Annotated in this window: 12 protein-coding genes and 3 pseudogenes; 7 read left to right on the top strand and 8 right to left on the bottom strand. The window is 57.8% G+C overall.

What is annotated here, in order from left to right:
* Positions 1 to 2: 2 nt before the first annotated feature.
* The 3 genes from HPDFL43_RS18750 to HPDFL43_RS18760 are packed head-to-tail and all read left to right on the top strand — an operon-like array spanning position 3 to position 2,384.
* Positions 3 to 200 (top strand): hypothetical protein, encoded by a 198-nt coding sequence (locus HPDFL43_RS18750; protein ID WP_007198985.1) that lies wholly within the window; start codon positions 3 to 5, stop codon positions 198 to 200.
* On the top strand, positions 200 to 1,162 hold the full coding sequence (locus HPDFL43_RS18755) for a 2-hydroxyacid dehydrogenase (RefSeq protein ID WP_040450539.1): 963 nt from the start codon (positions 200 to 202) through the stop codon (positions 1,160 to 1,162). The genes HPDFL43_RS18750 and HPDFL43_RS18755 overlap by 1 nt, the downstream gene beginning before the upstream one ends.
* A gap of 46 nt (positions 1,163 to 1,208) precedes the next feature.
* Positions 1,209 to 2,384: a carboxylate-amine ligase gene (locus HPDFL43_RS18760; protein ID WP_007198987.1), complete on the top strand. Its 1,176-nt coding sequence runs from the start codon at positions 1,209 to 1,211 to the stop codon at positions 2,382 to 2,384.
* A 60-nt stretch (positions 2,385 to 2,444) separates the two neighbouring features.
* Here the strand turns inward: HPDFL43_RS18760 and HPDFL43_RS18765 are convergent, their stop codons facing one another.
* The 4 genes and pseudogenes from HPDFL43_RS18765 to HPDFL43_RS18780 all read right to left on the bottom strand — a co-directional run.
* The gene (locus HPDFL43_RS18765; protein ID WP_007198988.1) at positions 2,445 to 5,540 is read right to left on the bottom strand and encodes an efflux RND transporter permease subunit; all 3,096 of its coding nucleotides are present in this window, start codon (positions 5,538 to 5,540) and stop codon (positions 2,445 to 2,447) included.
* Complete coding sequence (locus tag HPDFL43_RS18770; RefSeq protein WP_169743267.1) at positions 5,537 to 6,502, bottom strand: efflux RND transporter periplasmic adaptor subunit; 966 nt, start codon at positions 6,500 to 6,502, stop codon at positions 5,537 to 5,539. The genes HPDFL43_RS18765 and HPDFL43_RS18770 overlap by 4 nt, the downstream gene beginning before the upstream one ends.
* Positions 6,503 to 6,570: 68 nt before the next feature.
* Positions 6,571 to 7,641 carry an efflux RND transporter periplasmic adaptor subunit gene (locus HPDFL43_RS18775; RefSeq protein WP_007198990.1) on the bottom strand — a complete coding sequence of 357 codons (1,071 nt, stop codon included), beginning with the start codon at positions 7,639 to 7,641 and terminating at the stop codon, positions 6,571 to 6,573.
* A gap of 235 nt (positions 7,642 to 7,876) precedes the next feature.
* A pseudogene (locus HPDFL43_RS18780) lies at positions 7,877 to 8,341 on the bottom strand (DeoR/GlpR family DNA-binding transcription regulator); the annotation flags it as partial.
* A 46-nt stretch (positions 8,342 to 8,387) separates the two neighbouring features.
* Between HPDFL43_RS18780 and HPDFL43_RS22295 the strand changes: the two are divergent.
* Positions 8,388 to 8,531 (top strand): annotated as a pseudogene (locus HPDFL43_RS22295) (branched-chain amino acid ABC transporter permease); the annotation flags it as partial.
* A gap of 2 nt (positions 8,532 to 8,533) precedes the next feature.
* Positions 8,534 to 8,719 (top strand): hypothetical protein, encoded by a 186-nt coding sequence (locus HPDFL43_RS18785; protein ID WP_040449346.1) that lies wholly within the window; start codon positions 8,534 to 8,536, stop codon positions 8,717 to 8,719.
* An 8-nt stretch (positions 8,720 to 8,727) separates the two neighbouring features.
* Here the strand turns inward: HPDFL43_RS18785 and HPDFL43_RS18790 are convergent, their stop codons facing one another.
* Positions 8,728 to 9,903 carry an aminotransferase gene (locus HPDFL43_RS18790; RefSeq protein WP_040449347.1) on the bottom strand — a complete coding sequence of 392 codons (1,176 nt, stop codon included), beginning with the start codon at positions 9,901 to 9,903 and terminating at the stop codon, positions 8,728 to 8,730.
* A 238-nt stretch (positions 9,904 to 10,141) separates the two neighbouring features.
* Here HPDFL43_RS18790 and HPDFL43_RS22050 point away from each other — a divergent pair.
* A pseudogene (locus HPDFL43_RS22050) lies at positions 10,142 to 10,275 on the top strand (agmatinase); the annotation flags it as partial.
* Between the two features lie 59 nt (positions 10,276 to 10,334).
* Here HPDFL43_RS22050 and HPDFL43_RS18795 read toward each other — a convergent pair.
* Both HPDFL43_RS18795 and HPDFL43_RS18800 read right to left on the bottom strand, forming a co-directional pair.
* Positions 10,335 to 10,943 carry an alpha/beta hydrolase gene (locus HPDFL43_RS18795; protein WP_007198996.1) on the bottom strand — a complete coding sequence of 203 codons (609 nt, stop codon included), beginning with the start codon at positions 10,941 to 10,943 and terminating at the stop codon, positions 10,335 to 10,337.
* 10 nt (positions 10,944 to 10,953) lie between these two features.
* The gene (locus HPDFL43_RS18800; protein WP_007198997.1) at positions 10,954 to 11,886 is read right to left on the bottom strand and encodes a VOC family protein; all 933 of its coding nucleotides are present in this window, start codon (positions 11,884 to 11,886) and stop codon (positions 10,954 to 10,956) included.
* A 113-nt stretch (positions 11,887 to 11,999) separates the two neighbouring features.
* On the opposite strand from HPDFL43_RS18800, the gene HPDFL43_RS18805 reads away from it, so the two are divergent.
* The gene (locus HPDFL43_RS18805; protein ID WP_007198998.1) at positions 12,000 to 12,905 is read left to right on the top strand and encodes a LysR family transcriptional regulator; all 906 of its coding nucleotides are present in this window, start codon (positions 12,000 to 12,002) and stop codon (positions 12,903 to 12,905) included.
* A 133-nt stretch (positions 12,906 to 13,038) separates the two neighbouring features.
* Here the strand turns inward: HPDFL43_RS18805 and znuA are convergent, their stop codons facing one another.
* The gene (znuA, locus tag HPDFL43_RS18810) at positions 13,039 to 14,088 is read right to left on the bottom strand and encodes a zinc ABC transporter substrate-binding protein ZnuA (protein WP_007198999.1); all 1,050 of its coding nucleotides are present in this window, start codon (positions 14,086 to 14,088) and stop codon (positions 13,039 to 13,041) included.
* Positions 14,089 to 14,208: the final 120 nt, after the last annotated feature.

The following is a 14,208-nucleotide window of genomic DNA, read 5'->3' on the forward strand; positions in this document are numbered from 1 at the left end:
TCATGTCCTACACAGTCAAACTGTTCGCCGGGTTCGTCGGAACCGCATTGCTTGTCATCTTTGTGCTTGGTCTGTCGCACAGCATCTCCACCGGCTTTGCCGGTTTCTGGGGCGGCTTTCCCTTCATGATCATCTCATTCGTTGTGCTTTCCATGGCGATCTATGACTTCTGGGATGAATGCATACGCAGGAAAAAATGATGAGCGCCAAGCCAAAGGTCTGGATTGCACGAAAGCTGTCCGACGCAACACTTGAGCGGGCCGCAAGAGACTATGATGCCATCATCAACATGGATGATGGTCTGAGCAGCGCTGACGAGATCGTTGCCATGAGCGCGAAAGTGGACGCCATCATCCCCTGTCACTCCGAGCATTTCACCGAGGACGTTGCCAACCGCCTCGACCCCAGGCTGAAGATCATCGCCAATCATTCCGTCGGCGTAGACCACTGCAATCTGCCCGCCTTGAAAGCCCGCGGCATTGCAGTCACCAACACGCCGGACGTGCTCTCCGATGCAACTGCGGAAATCGCCATGTTGCTGATGCTCGGCGCGGCGCGTCATGCAGTCAAGGGCGATCACCTGGTCCGCTCCGGCCAGTGGGATTTCTGGAGCCCGTCCTTCATGGTCGGCAAGCAGGTAACCGGCGCGCGGCTCGGCATCATCGGCATGGGTCGCGTCGGCCAGGCCTTCGCGCGCAAGGCGCGCGGCTTCGACATGGAGATCCACTACTACAACCGAAGCCGGCTTGACCCCGGTTCGGAGGCTGGTGCGACCTTCCATGAGACCATCGAAAGCCTGCTTGCCGTGTCGGACTTCCTGTCACTGCATTGCCCGGCTACGCCCGAAACCACTGGTCTCATGAACGCTGAGAGACTGGCGCAGCTGCCGGCAGGCGCCATCCTCATCAACACAGCCCGTGGCGCATTGGTCGATGAAGCAGCTCTGCTTGAAGCACTTGCAGACGGACATCTCGCAGCCGCGGGTCTCGACTGTTTCGTCAAAGAACCCGGCGGCAATCCGGCCTTCGCGGAACATCAGAACATCTTCATGCTGCCCCATATCGGCAGCGCCACCACGCGCACCCGCGATGCCATGGGGTTTCGCGCACTCGATAATCTCGACGCGTTTTTCCGCGGCGACACGCCGAAGGATCTGCTCTGAGGCTTTCACTCTTGCACGGTCGGGGTTTTCAGGTTCAAATCATTCCATGAGTTACCACCGTCCCAGTTTTACCCTCGGCGTGGAAGAAGAATACCTTCTGGTTGACTGCGACAGTCTTGATCTTTGCGCAGCCCCTGAAGAAATGATGCAGCAATGCATGGATGAGCTCGAGGGCCAGGTCAGCCCCGAATTCCTGCAATGCCAGATCGAGGTGGGCACAGAGGTCTGCCAGACCGTTTCGGAAGCGGGGGGCGATCTTGCCCGCCTGCGCACCGTGATCGCACGCATTGCCAGCGAACACGGTCTGGCCCCTCTTGCAGTCTCCTGCCACCCTTTCGCCGACTGGCACAAGCAGCACTTTACCGACAAGCAGCGCTACCGTGAGCTTGAGCGCGATCTGGGCGGCGTTGCACGGCGCATGCTGATCTGCGGGATGCATGTGCATGTGGGCATCGACGATGATGAAACCCGCATCGATCTGATGTCGCAGATTCCCTACTTCCTGCCCCATCTCCTGGCACTTTCCACTTCATCCCCTTACTGGAAAGGTGACGATACCGGACTTAACGCCTACCGGTTGACGGTGTTCGACAATCTCCCCCGCACCGGATTGCCGCCGCGCTTTTCGTCATGGTCGGAATACAGACGCTCGGTGCAGATCATCATCGACAGCGGCCTGATCGAGGATTGCACCAAGATCTGGTGGGATTTGCGGCCTTCCGACCGGTTTCCCACATTGGAGTCCCGCATTTGCGATGTCTCGCCAAGGCTCGATGACACACTTGCGATCGTGGCACTGACACAATCGATCACCCATATGCTGTGGCGTTTGCGCACCAGAAACCAGCGCTGGCGGATCTATGACCGCTTTCTCATTGGCGAGAACCGCTGGCGCGCCCAGCGTTACGGAGTCTCCAACGGCCTGATCGATTATGCCAGGGGCGAGGTTGTTCCGGTCGCGGAGTTGTTGGAAGAGATCATCGAGATGGTGCAGGAGGACGCTGAAGCGCTCGGCTGCTGGCAGGAGGTGCAATCGGCGCGCCGCATCGTCAAGAATGGAACCAGTGCAGACCGGCAGCGATCGGTTCATGCCCATGCAATCGCAGCCGGAGCCAGCGCGAAGGAAGCTCAGAAAGAGGTCGTGCGCTCGCTGATCGCCGAATACACAGAGGGGCTTGATGCGCACATGGCAAAAGCAAAACAGACAGCTCAGGGCGCCTGAACGGGAACACGGCAGTCCCCGGGCCGAGACAAACCGTCCCCAGCTTTGTTCAAGAACACGTTATGTCGTCGGCTGGGCTTCCAACGCTTCACCGTCCGGGGTCTCTTCCACCGGCGGCTCTTCATCCTTTTTGACCCGGAATACCGCCAGATACAGCGCTGGTGCAAAAAACAGCGTGATGGCGGTTCCGGCGATAATGCCGCCCATCATCGCATAGGCCATCGGGCCCCAGAAAATCTGGCGGGATATCGGGATAAGCGCCAGACTGGCGGCGGCCGCCGTAAGCACGATCGGACGAGCTCGAGCGTCCGAAGCCTCGAACACTGCAATCCACGCCGAGTGGCCTTTTGCACGCAGCACCTCGACTTCATCAATCAGGATGATCGAGTTGCGGATCAGGATGCCAATAAGGGCGAGCACACCCAGAATGGCGACGAACCCCAATGGTGCGCCGGACGGCAACAGTGCACCAACAACCCCGATAAGGCCCAGCGGCGCAACGCAGACAACAACAAACATGAGGCGGAAACTCTGCACCTGGATCATGATCAGCGTCAGCATGATGAGCAGCATGATCGGCACCACGGCAGCGATCGGCGCTTGGCTTTTTGCGCTTTCGGCGACTGATCCCGCAACCTCGACCTTGTATCCAAACGGCAGACTCTCATTGAACGCAGCAATCTTGTCAGACAGCGACGCAACGATCGTTGCCGGCTGATCCTTGCCCAGAATGGCAGCCTTGATGGTAATGGTCGGCATGCGACCGCGCTGGTGAATAACCGGTTGCTCGGTTTCATAGCTGAAGGTTGCCACTGATCGCAGTGGTATCGTGACCGACCCGGAACCTGAGAGCTGCAATTCGGACAGCGCTTCCACCGACTGCCGGGATGCATCATCTCCGCGTGCAGCGATATCTATCAAATAGTCGCGGTCGCGCAATTGCGTGATCGTCGTTCCATCATAAATCGCGCTCAAAGCTGCGGATATCTCGGATTGGGAGATACCGAGCTGGCGCGCCTTGTCCTGCAGGATTTCGACGCGAACCACCCGCACCGGTTCGTTCCAGTCCATGATGATGCTATCGAGACGGTCATCAGATGCAACTATCGCTGTCAGGTCCCGAGCCCGGTCACGCACTGATTCAATGTCAGGCCCCGACATCCGGTACTGCACCGGCCGGCCAACAGGCGGCCCGATTTCGAGCAATTTGACGAAGAGATCAACTCCCGGAAACTGCTCCGCGGCCACTTCCGTGAGTTCTTTTTTCAGTTCATCGCGCGCTTCAATAGATCGCGTCTGAATCACAATCTGACCAACGTTGGGGCCAGGTGTGAGCACGTCATAGGACAAAAGAAAACGCGGCGCGCTTTGACCCACATAGGCTGACCAGAAAAGGACCTTGTCGCTGTTGCCAAGGACCTCTTCCATTCGTGCAATTTCTTCGGATGTCTGGGTGATCGATGCATTCTGAGGCAGTGTAAAATCAATGATCAATTCCGGTCTGTCAGAATTTGGAAAGAACTGCTGCTCCACAAAGCGCATCCCATAAACCGATACCGCGAACACGAGGATGGTCGAGAAAATCGTAATCCAGCGATGACCCATGCAAAATCGCAGCGCTGCACGAAACGCCCGACGCACCCGCCCAGCCTTGATTTCGTGGTGTTTCATTCTTGCTGGCAGGAACGTCACGCCCAACAGCGGCGCAAACAAGACCGCCACAACCCAGGAGATCAGTAGCGATACAGCAATCACAACAAACAGAGAGAAGGTGAACTGGCCTGCAGCCGATGAGTTGAGGCCGATTGGAATAAACCCGGAAACCGTGACCAGGGTTCCGGTGAGCATCGGAAAAGCGATTGAGGTCCAGGCGTACGAGGCGGACTTTGCAAGAGTCTCACCCTTCTCCAATCGCGATATCATCGTCTCGATTGCAATCATGGCATCATCAACAAGAAGTCCCAGGGCGATAATAAGCGCGCCCAGCGAGATACGCTGCAGCGTAAACCCGGCGACGTCCATGATTACAAAGGTAATGGCCAGAACCAGCGGAATGGTGAGTGTAACCACAAGACCGGCTCGAAGCCCAAGCGAGATAAAACTCACCGCCAGAACGATCAGCACCGCTTCCAGGAGCGCCTTGAGAAAGTGGCCGACGGCTTCATCAACCACATCTGGCTGATCTGCGACCTGATGGATCTCCAGACCAATCGGCAACTCTGATTGAGCCTTGGCAATGACTTCATTAAGCTCAGCTCCGAAATCTAGAATGTTGGCACCCTGCCGCATTCCCACAGCCAGCCCGATTGCCTCTTCCCCCTTGAAGCGAAACATGGACGATGGCGGATGTTCGTAGGTACGGCGTATGTCAGCAACATCAGCCAGACGGAAAAACCGGTCACCAACCCGAAGATTGATGTCCTCAAGGCTTTGTGCATCCGAGAACTGTCCGCCAATGCGCACCAGAACCCGCTCAGGCCCTGCATCGATAACACCAGACGGAATAATGGCATTCTGCTCAGAAAGTGTTGCCTGAACCGCTTGCTGGTTGAGGCCGAGCGCAGCGAGGCGGTCGGTTGAGAACTCGAGATAAATGACCTCGTCGCGGGTTCCGAAGAGCTCGATCTTCCCCGCGTCGGGAAGCGCCTGAACACCACGACGAACAGTTTCCACATAATCGCGGACTTCGCGCGGTGAAAAACCGTCCGATGTAAAGGCGTAGATATTCCCGAAGACGTCACCAAAATTGTCGTTGAACTGAAATCCTGCGAACTCAGTCGGGAATTCAGGTCGGATATCCGCCATCATGTTACGTACGCGTTGCCAGATTTCTTTAAGATCCTTGCCGGGGGTCGAAGGCAGCAGTTCGACATAAACTATGCTTTCTCCGGGCCGCGTTACCGAACGGGTGAAATCCAGTTCATTGAGATCCTCGAGTTTCTTCTCAATCCGATCGGTAACCTGGGTGAGCGTTTCGCGGGTATCGGCACCAGGAAGCGAAGCGGCGATGATCATCGTCTTGATATCGAAGTTCGGATCTTCCTCACGTCCGATCGACATATATGACAGAATACCCGCCACCGTTGAGATGAGCATCAGGAACCAGATAAAGGAACGGTGATGGAGAGCCCAGTCGGACAGATTGAACTTGTTCATTCGGAAATCCGCGGGCCAACAATTTGGCCGTCTTCTAGAGAATGTGTACCTTTGGTGACCACCTCGTCTCCGGGGGTCAGCCCGGATGCGATCACCGCAAAATCCTCGTTGGTCTCAGCAATCACCACTGGTTGCTTGGCAACCGTGTTGGATCCTCGCTCAACGAGCCAAACCGCTGGTGGTTCAAGAACGGCAGAGAGTGGAACAATGATTTGCAAGGCAGCATTCCGGGAGGGTTCGACACGGGCAAGCGCACCGAGCCTGAACGATGGTGAAGGATTCTCCAGCACCAGATGCAGGCGCTGGGTACGCGTTGCCCGCTCGGCAACAGGATTGATCCGGTCAAGAACAGCTTCCGCGCTAACAGAATCATCTGCCAGAAGCCGCACAGTGAAACGGTCTCCCTTATTGACCAGACCCGCATCCTGTTCAGAGACGTCTATGACGACTTCACGGGTGCCGCTATCAGCAAAGCGAAGGACGGTTTGGCCGGCGGAAACTGTCGCCCCGATTTCGGCTTCGGTTTCGGTAACCACACCATCGAAGGGGGCCTTCAAAGTTGCCAGATCAAGCAAATCCTGAGCCTGGGCACTTCCAGACAAAGCCTGATCCAATTGCGCTTGAGCGGCAACCAGCGCACGCTCCCTGTCCTCGAGGGTGGTGCTGCTGCTTACTCCACGCTCCGCCAATTCCTTGGCGCGATCGCGGGCATTGGTTGCCGAGCGAAGCTGAGAACGCGCAACCACAACACTAGCTTCGGCGCTTCTCAGATCGGAAGTCAGGTCTTCGGCGCTCAATTGGGCCAGCATATCACCGTTTGAAACCTGATCGCCCACATCGACTGGACGGTTCGAAATGGTACCAATCATCGGAAATCCGAGTTCGACTTCCGTACCCGCTACGACGCTTCCTGTGTAGCTGCGAAGAATTGCTTCTTTGGCATCAACAAGAATCGAGGCCACCGGACGAGGCCTATCCTGGGCAAAGGCTGGCATTGCGACAGCAATCGCCAGAATTGCAATGAGCGTTCTCATTGGCTCACCTCGACGCGTCTAACTTTGCGGCCAGGGTAGAGCAACTGCGAACCCTTCGTTACTATCCAGTCGCCGTCTTCAATGCCGTTTGAAACGAGCACAAGGCCGGTTTCGTGGCGATCAATCTCGATCTGTTGCAGCGAAACCTGCATGGATTCGCGATCGACCTTCCACACCGCCGGCCCTTCGCGCGAAGCACTGATCGCTTCGAACGGCAGACGGATCAAATCACCTTCGTAGCGGGTCGCCGTGCCTCGCACAGGCTCGCCGTAATCAAGACCGGTCGGCGGATCTATCACCTCCACCTTGGCTTCAACTGTTCCGGTGCTGACATCCACCAGAGGCGAGATCTCCTTGATGCGCCCCAGGAAAGTCCTCTGCGGCGACGACAATCGTGACAGCTGAATATCCGATGTTGGCGCCCCCTGCAGCACCATCGCTTCAGAGACTTCAAAAACTGCTTCGTACCCCTTGTCGAGTGCCAGTTCCATTGCCGCTTGTGCTGCCCCGACGATCTGTCCGGGCTCGACCATTCGGTCCAGAACCGTCGATGCCGACGGTGCGCGCAAAACTGTATCAGAAAGTGTTTTACGCGCACTCTGCAGTTCCGCCCTGGCCCTTTGCAGAGCGCCTCGCGCGACACCCAGCGCGTCTTCGGCAGAATCCCGCGTCGCCAGGGTGCCCGCTCCACTGACAAGCAAGGATTTCGCGCGTTCATAATCTTCGATTGCCTGCCGATGGTCGGCCTGCGCCGTCACCAGCCCGGCTTCGGCAGCTCTCACCGCCAATTCGCTCTGGATTGGATCCAGTCGCGCCAATATCATGTCTTTTTCGACCATGTCGCCTACGTCGGCCAGCACCTCAATGACCCGCCCCCCAACTGGGAAGGCTGACATTACGCTCTGATCGGCACGAATTTCACCAGTAAGTGAATAGCTACGATGTTCCGGTGCCCTGACCGCCTCGACAATCTCAACCGCGAGCGGCTGTTGCGCAATGGCAGGCACTGGCACCGTGAAAAGAAACACGACAAGACAGGCGAGAGATGATGCGGTTTTTGTGACCATGGCTTCCAAACCTGATTGCGATACGGCGCTTTTTACAACGCGACACCCCGTATAGCCATGGGCAAGATCACAGGAAACACGTCAGTCCAACGAACCCATTGTCACGACTCTGTGCAGATGCGAAGTACCGCAAACGGAAACACTGTGTTCTACTGAACGTATAGGCACGCGAAAACAGGCTGATTGGAGAGGCCAGACACGGCCCATTTCTCCAGCACCCGAGCTCCAATTGCAATCAGGTTTCCGCAGCAACAATCAATCGAGTTTCATTGGCGTCCAGGGCTCCGGCAATCTCCTGACTGGCGGGCTGGTCAGTCAGAAGATGACCGACCGCGTCAAAGCCGGAGACAAGCACCAGTCCGCGACGGCCAAACTTGCTGTGATCCGTGACCACATAGGTGTTCTCGCCGCGCGAGAGCATCATCCGCGCAAACTCGGCCTCCTCGAGATCATAATCCATGACCCCGGAGCCGGCATCTATTGCACCGGCTGATATTATGGCGTGGGCGACAGAGAATTTGGAGATGAACTCAATGGCTGAAACCCCGAAGGCGGCACCGGAATCGCTCCGCAGTTCGCCTCCTGCCATGTAAACCTTGTTGCCGTTGACCGTGGCCAGCGTCCGGGCGATATCGGATGAATTGGTGACCACTGTGAGCCTGCGATGCCCGAGCAGCTCGCGCGCCGCAAGTGGCCGGGTTTTATGCCGCCATCAGGCCGGTTTTTACTCCGCCGTTGACACCGCCGACCAGCAGGCGAGAGCCGCATCTTTGCAGATCGTCATTATCGGGGTCATGCTCTGTATCATTCTGCTGTGGCGGCCCCAGGGCATCCTGCCCGAAACCCGCTCCGTCTCGCGTCACCTTGGACGCCGCAACGAGGACAAATGACCATGCAACCCGATCGCAAAGACCTCGCTCCCGGGCTGACAATCAGCCGGATTCTGACCGGCCTGTGGCAGGTTGCCGATCAGCATCGCGACGGCAATACGACCTTTCTGGTCGGCAATCTGATCGGGGATTTCCGCGTCGAGATCGAAGCCGAAGCGGTTGTCAGGCCTGGAGTCTCAAAACCCTAACTCACGGATCAACCGGAGCAAGCGGAGAACCGCGCTCCAAGCCCGCCGATGGTGGCGACATCGGCGTTGGCAAACGCAACCCGCAGGTAGCGCTCAAGCCCGGCTCCGAAAAACGAGCCGGGGATAGTGATCACCCCGGTCTCCTGAGCCAGTCGGCGGGCAACCTCATAGGCGCTGAGATCGTCGAAGGGATGGCGAACAAAGGCAAAATATGCGCCCAACGCCTCAATCTCCCAACCAGGCGCACCGAGCATGGCCTTTGTCAGCGCCGCGCTGCGGGCGGTGATCTCCACCGTGTTGTGACGACGCCAAGTACCAAGCTCGGGGATCGCCCTGGTCAACGCCTGTTGCGGCGGCCGAGGTGCGCAGATCTGAAGGTTGTCCATCACCTTGGCAATCTGGGCTACCATTTCCGGCCCCGCGGTCACCGCACCAACCCGATGGCCTGGAATGCAGAAAGACTTCGAGAAACTGTAAAGACCGACCAGGGTATCCTGCCAGTCAGGCTGCGCAAAAAGCCCATGCGGCGGACCCGAATCAAATGGCAGAAAGTCACGGTAGGTTTCGTCCACAAACAGCCAGATCTCATGGGTCCGGCAAAGGTCGAACAGCTCCTGCAACAAACCCGCCGGATAGGTGGCACCGGTGGGATTGTTGGGCGTGACCACCGCCAGCGCGCGAACGCCATCGCTGATCATCGCCTGCACATCAGCGGGTCTGGGCAGAAAGCCGTTCTCCGCCTCGCAATCGACATAGTCGACCGTGACGCCCGACATCGAAAGTGTTGTCTCATGGTTGAAATAGCATGGTCTGGTCAACATCACCCGGTCGCCAGGGCCGGCAACCGTCATCATCGCTGCCATGAAGGCCTGGTTGCAGCCTGAGGTCACATGGATATGCGCGGGTCTGATCTCGGCCTCATAGAGGTCACTGATCCAACCAGCATAGGCCGAGCGCAATTCCGGCTCGCCTTCGATGTCCCCGTAGCCAGCCATCGCCACAGAACTCGCGGCCTCACCAAGCCATCGCAGCATATCAGGATGCGGCGGATACCCGGGCACAGCCTGAGACAGATCGATCAAGGGGCCTAAATGGCCGGGATAGTCCTGCTTCCAGGCCTGAACTTCGGGGATCGGTGGCGCCGTAAGGTTTGCGACCAAAGGACTTATGCGAGGACTGGGCATGACGGAACTTTCGAATGATTGTCCGAACGGCCTGCACCGCTCAGGAAGACTTCGATCTGAACCTGTCATGCCCTCCCCCTGCAAACAATATCAACTGCTTTCGCCATACTGCTTTGCAACATTTTTCCTTCGTGCCCCGCAGGGCACCGAAACAGCTGGCAAAGGTGGCCGCATGATCTGGAACAAAACCAAGCTTGATGCGTTGAAAGACAAATACGGGCAGAGTCAGGGCGGAGAGATCGCCAGTGGTGACGTGGTCAGAGCGCCCCGCAACATGACGCCACAACCACCGCCCATGCAGGCGCTCAGGTGCTGTTCGAGATCCTCAGCCTGATGCTCTTCAGTCCGGCGATTACCAACGCCAGAACTTGAAACGACAGGACCAGAGCTGGCGGTAGGCGATTACCTTGTAATATCTCGCAGTCGGTTGGTCAGGCTGCGGTCAGCAACGCCTGCAAGGCCAGAAGCTCCGGCTGGCGAAGCTCGTGTCCGCCATCATGCACCTCGGTGACAACCTTTGCACCCTGAGCCGCAAGCCAGTCGATCAGCGTCTGGCTGAGCGGCCATGGGCAGATCGGGTCCCGCCGACCGGCTGTCACCAGCACATGCCGGCCTTCAAGCCCGGGAACAGGTGACTGTTCCCACGGTATCAAGGGGTGCAACAGCCCGATCCGGTCAAACAGTTCCGGATGCGCCATGGCCACAGACGCGAGAATGTTGGCGCCATTCGAATAACCGAAGCCGTATATCGCGGCGTCCGGGTGCAGAGCCTTGTGAGCTGCTACGTACCCGGCCATCGCCTCGGTTCTTTGCGCAAGGTCGTCCATGTCGTAGACGCCCTCCCCTGTCCGGCGGAAGAAGCGGGCGGCTCCCATCTCGGACACATCACCCCGCGGCGACACAATTCCCGCTTCAGGCAGGATCTGCTGTGCCAGGTCAAAGAACTGCGTTTCATCTCCACCGGTGCCATGAAAGGCGAACATCAACGGTGCGCCAGGAGCGGGTGCCTTGGTCAAGGCATGATAGCTATCGATCGACATCCTGCTCTCCTCAGCCTGCGATCGGAGGCAGCAGTGCCTCGATCTGGGCGCGGTGCGGTTCATAACGCGTGGGCAGCTTCAGCGCCTCACCGAGATGGGCGGTGTCTTCGTCGCGATCAAAACCCGGTTCATTGGTCGCCACCTCGAACAGCACGCCACCCGGGGCGCGGAAATAGATCGCCCAGAAATAATCCCGGTCGATCACGGGGGTGACCTGATAGCCGGTTTCCATCAAGGCGCGGCGAACCTCGAGCTGTGCAGCACGATCTTCAACTGCAAAGGCAATGTGGTGTACCGAACCTGCGCCCTGACCGGCAGCCTGCGCGCCTGGCAGTTCTTCCAGATCGATCGTGTCGGCAGCGTTGCCGCCAGCCACCCGGTAACGGGTAACCACACCGGATGTCTCTTCCTTCTGGTACCCCATGTAAGACAGCAACTCTCCAGTCGCCGCCGCATCGCGCAGCAGAAACCGGGCACCGTGAAATCCCAAGATCCCTGCATCATCGGGCACATCTGATCCCGTCCAGGCTGTCCGGCCCTGCGCTTCACTTTCCACCAGGGCAAACCCGTCGCCATCCGGTCCATCGAATGTCAGCCGGGCTTCTCCCAGGAAGGAATCCTCGGCAAGTCCGCTAACCCCTTTGCCGGACAGCCGGCCCTTCCAGAATTCGAGCGCACCTTTGGGCACTGCAAATTCGGTTACACCGACTTCGCCCGCGCCGCGCTGGCCGCGCGGCATCTCGCCAAAGGGAAAATAGGTCATCACCGAGCCGGGCGTGCCGACTTCGTCGCCATAGTACAAATGGTAGACATCCGGCGCATCGAAATTCACCGTCTTCTTAACCCGGCGCAAGCCGAGTGTGTGGGTGAAGAATGCGTTGTTTTCATTCGCATCTGCCGCCATTGATGTGACGTGGTGCAGACCCTTGATCTGTTTGATCATAATGGCGCTCCGTAGGTTTGGAATTGCTGCTGCCAACAAGATAGGGAAAACAAGCGGTCCCAAGAATAGAAACCCGCTTGCATTTACTGTTGTCGTTATTGCAATAATGGGCAGTGCAGGACATCAAACCCATTCGCGTTTTCCTAAAGGTCGCAGAGCTTAAAAGCTTTGCAGCGGCTGCGCGCAACCTGAACATGACTCCGGCATCGGTGACGCGGATTGTTGCCAGACTTGAGAATGATCTGGACACCCAGCTTTTGAAGCGCACAACCCGCCAGGTCGCACTGACCAGTGCCGGAGCACGGGTTGCTGCTCGGTTTGCACCGATTGTGGAACAGTTCGATCAGATCGCCGGAGAGGTCGCCCGCGCCGCACGGCCGGATCACGGGCGGCTCGCGATCAATGCTCCGATGTCACTGGGTCTGCGCTTGCTGCCCGACCTGATAGACAGCTTCCGGCTCGCCTACCCTAACGTCACCCTGAATGTGCAGCTGACCGACACGCTCGTCGACATCGTGGAAGAAAATTGTGACCTGGCAATCCGCATATCGGGTCCGCCCACTGACAAATCGACAATCTGGCGGAAGATCTGTGAGGTACCGCGCCACGCGATCGCCGCGCCAGGCCTGTTCGATCGGATCGACCGGCCGCAGACCCCTGACGACCTCAAACGAGAGTTTTGCATGTCCTATTCCGCCAACGGCGGATCGGAGATCTGGAGATTCCGCAAGGCGCAGATCACGCGGAACATTCCGGCTGGAACAGAGCTGGTCTCAAACAGCGGCGATTTTCTCTATTCCCTGGTCAAATCCGGCGACGGGATAGCCGTGCTGCCGGATTTCATCTTTAAGGATGCACTTGCCCGCGAGGAAGTGGAACAGCTGCTTGATGACTGGGAAATCCAGCCTCTTTGGCTCACCCTGTTCTATCCGCCCTATGAAACCCTGCCGCCACTCGTCGCCAGTTTTTCAGACTTCTTCGAGGCCTATTTGCGCGACGTGGGTGAGCTGGAATTCTAAGACACCAGCTTCAACCGGATACCGGGACAACCCAACCAAGCCAGCCTGGGAGCGGTGATCATCTGCTGGATCAGAGACCTGATTGCTGTCACGGGCGGCCTAGAGCCGCCCGTGGATTTTAGGATCCGGAGGTTCAGCTTGCCTCGGAGAGGCAGGTCTTGATGGAATCAGCCATGTTTTCGATCACCTCGAAATAGAGGTCCGGCCCATCCGCGAGCTCCGCGCCCAGCGGATCGATGATGCCGGATTTTGCCGCAGTGCCCTCGATCACGGTCGAAACCAGTTTCGGCTCGAACTGCGGCTCGGCGAAAACGCAGGCCGCACCCAGTTCCTGCACCTTGGCACGGATCTCGGTGACGCGTTCCGCGCCGGGCATCACCTCGGGCGACACCGTGATCGAACCTGCGGCGGTAACGCCGAAGCGATTCTCGAAATAGTGATAGGCATCGTGAAACACGATGAAGCCCTTGCCCTTGACCGGCTCCAGCTTGGCCGAGACCTCGGTGATCAGCGTATCAAGCCTGGCTGAGACAGCTTCGGCATTGGCCTCATATTTCGCCGCATTCGCCGGATCTGCGCTGGCAAGTGCCTCCTCGATTTCATGCACCATTGCCTTGGCGTTGATCGGATCGAGCCAGATATGCGCATCATATTCGCCATGGGCATGTTCGTCGTGATCGTCCTCATGCGCTGCGGTTTCATGATCATGATCGTGGTCGTGATCATGGCCGTGAGCCTCTGCCTTCTCCTCATGGTCATGTTCGTGCCCGGCTTCCGCATGATCCTCATGACCATCCTCGTCGCCGTGATCATGTCTCTCAAATGCGCCGCCCTCGCGAAAGCCGAGCTTTACCAGATCATGCCCATTGATCAGTTCGATGGACTTCGCGTTCGCCGCGATTGTCTCCAAAGGCTTTTCAAGGAAGGCCTCCAATTCGTGACCTATCCAGAACACCACATCAGCAGACTCGAGCATCTGCGCTTGCGATGGCTTGAGTGCGTAATTGTGCGGCGAACCGGCACCGTCCACAATCAGCCCAGGCTCACCAACACCTTCCATGACCGCAGCAACCAGCGAGTGGACAGGCTTGATCGACGCGACCACATTGACCTCAGCATGAGCCGAGATTACCGATGCGGCAAGCAGCGTTGAGGCGAGAAGAATGGCTCGGGCTTTGCACATGGGAATCCCTTTTGATTTGCGTATGGCATGTTTGTTGTTCACAGCAACGTCACGTTATCTCATAACATGATTGCGTAACTGTATAACGTGTGCGATATGGTGTGACAAGCCCCTGCTTCG

The sequence above is a fragment of the Hoeflea phototrophica DFL-43 genome (assembly GCF_000154705.2).
Taxonomy (GTDB): Bacteria; Pseudomonadota; Alphaproteobacteria; order Rhizobiales; family Rhizobiaceae; genus Hoeflea; species Hoeflea phototrophica.

Coding starts and splice junctions, on each gene's coding strand:
- HPDFL43_RS18750 (WP_007198985.1), top strand. CDS start 3: ATGTCCTACACAGTCAAACTGTTCGCCGGGTTCGTCGGAACCGCATTG.
- HPDFL43_RS18755 (WP_040450539.1), top strand. CDS start 200: ATGAGCGCCAAGCCAAAGGTCTGGATTGCACGAAAGCTGTCCGACGCA.
- HPDFL43_RS18760 (WP_007198987.1), top strand. CDS start 1,209: ATGAGTTACCACCGTCCCAGTTTTACCCTCGGCGTGGAAGAAGAATAC.
- HPDFL43_RS18765 (WP_007198988.1), bottom strand. CDS start 5,540: ATGAACAAGTTCAATCTGTCCGACTGGGCTCTCCATCACCGTTCCTTT.
- HPDFL43_RS18775 (WP_007198990.1), bottom strand. CDS start 7,641: ATGGTCACAAAAACCGCATCATCTCTCGCCTGTCTTGTCGTGTTTCTT.
- HPDFL43_RS18785 (WP_040449346.1), top strand. CDS start 8,534: ATGCAACCCGATCGCAAAGACCTCGCTCCCGGGCTGACAATCAGCCGG.
- HPDFL43_RS18790 (WP_040449347.1), bottom strand. CDS start 9,903: ATGCCCAGTCCTCGCATAAGTCCTTTGGTCGCAAACCTTACGGCGCCA.
- HPDFL43_RS18795 (WP_007198996.1), bottom strand. CDS start 10,943: ATGTCGATCGATAGCTATCATGCCTTGACCAAGGCACCCGCTCCTGGC.
- HPDFL43_RS18800 (WP_007198997.1), bottom strand. CDS start 11,886: ATGATCAAACAGATCAAGGGTCTGCACCACGTCACATCAATGGCGGCA.
- znuA (WP_007198999.1), bottom strand. CDS start 14,088: ATGTGCAAAGCCCGAGCCATTCTTCTCGCCTCAACGCTGCTTGCCGCA.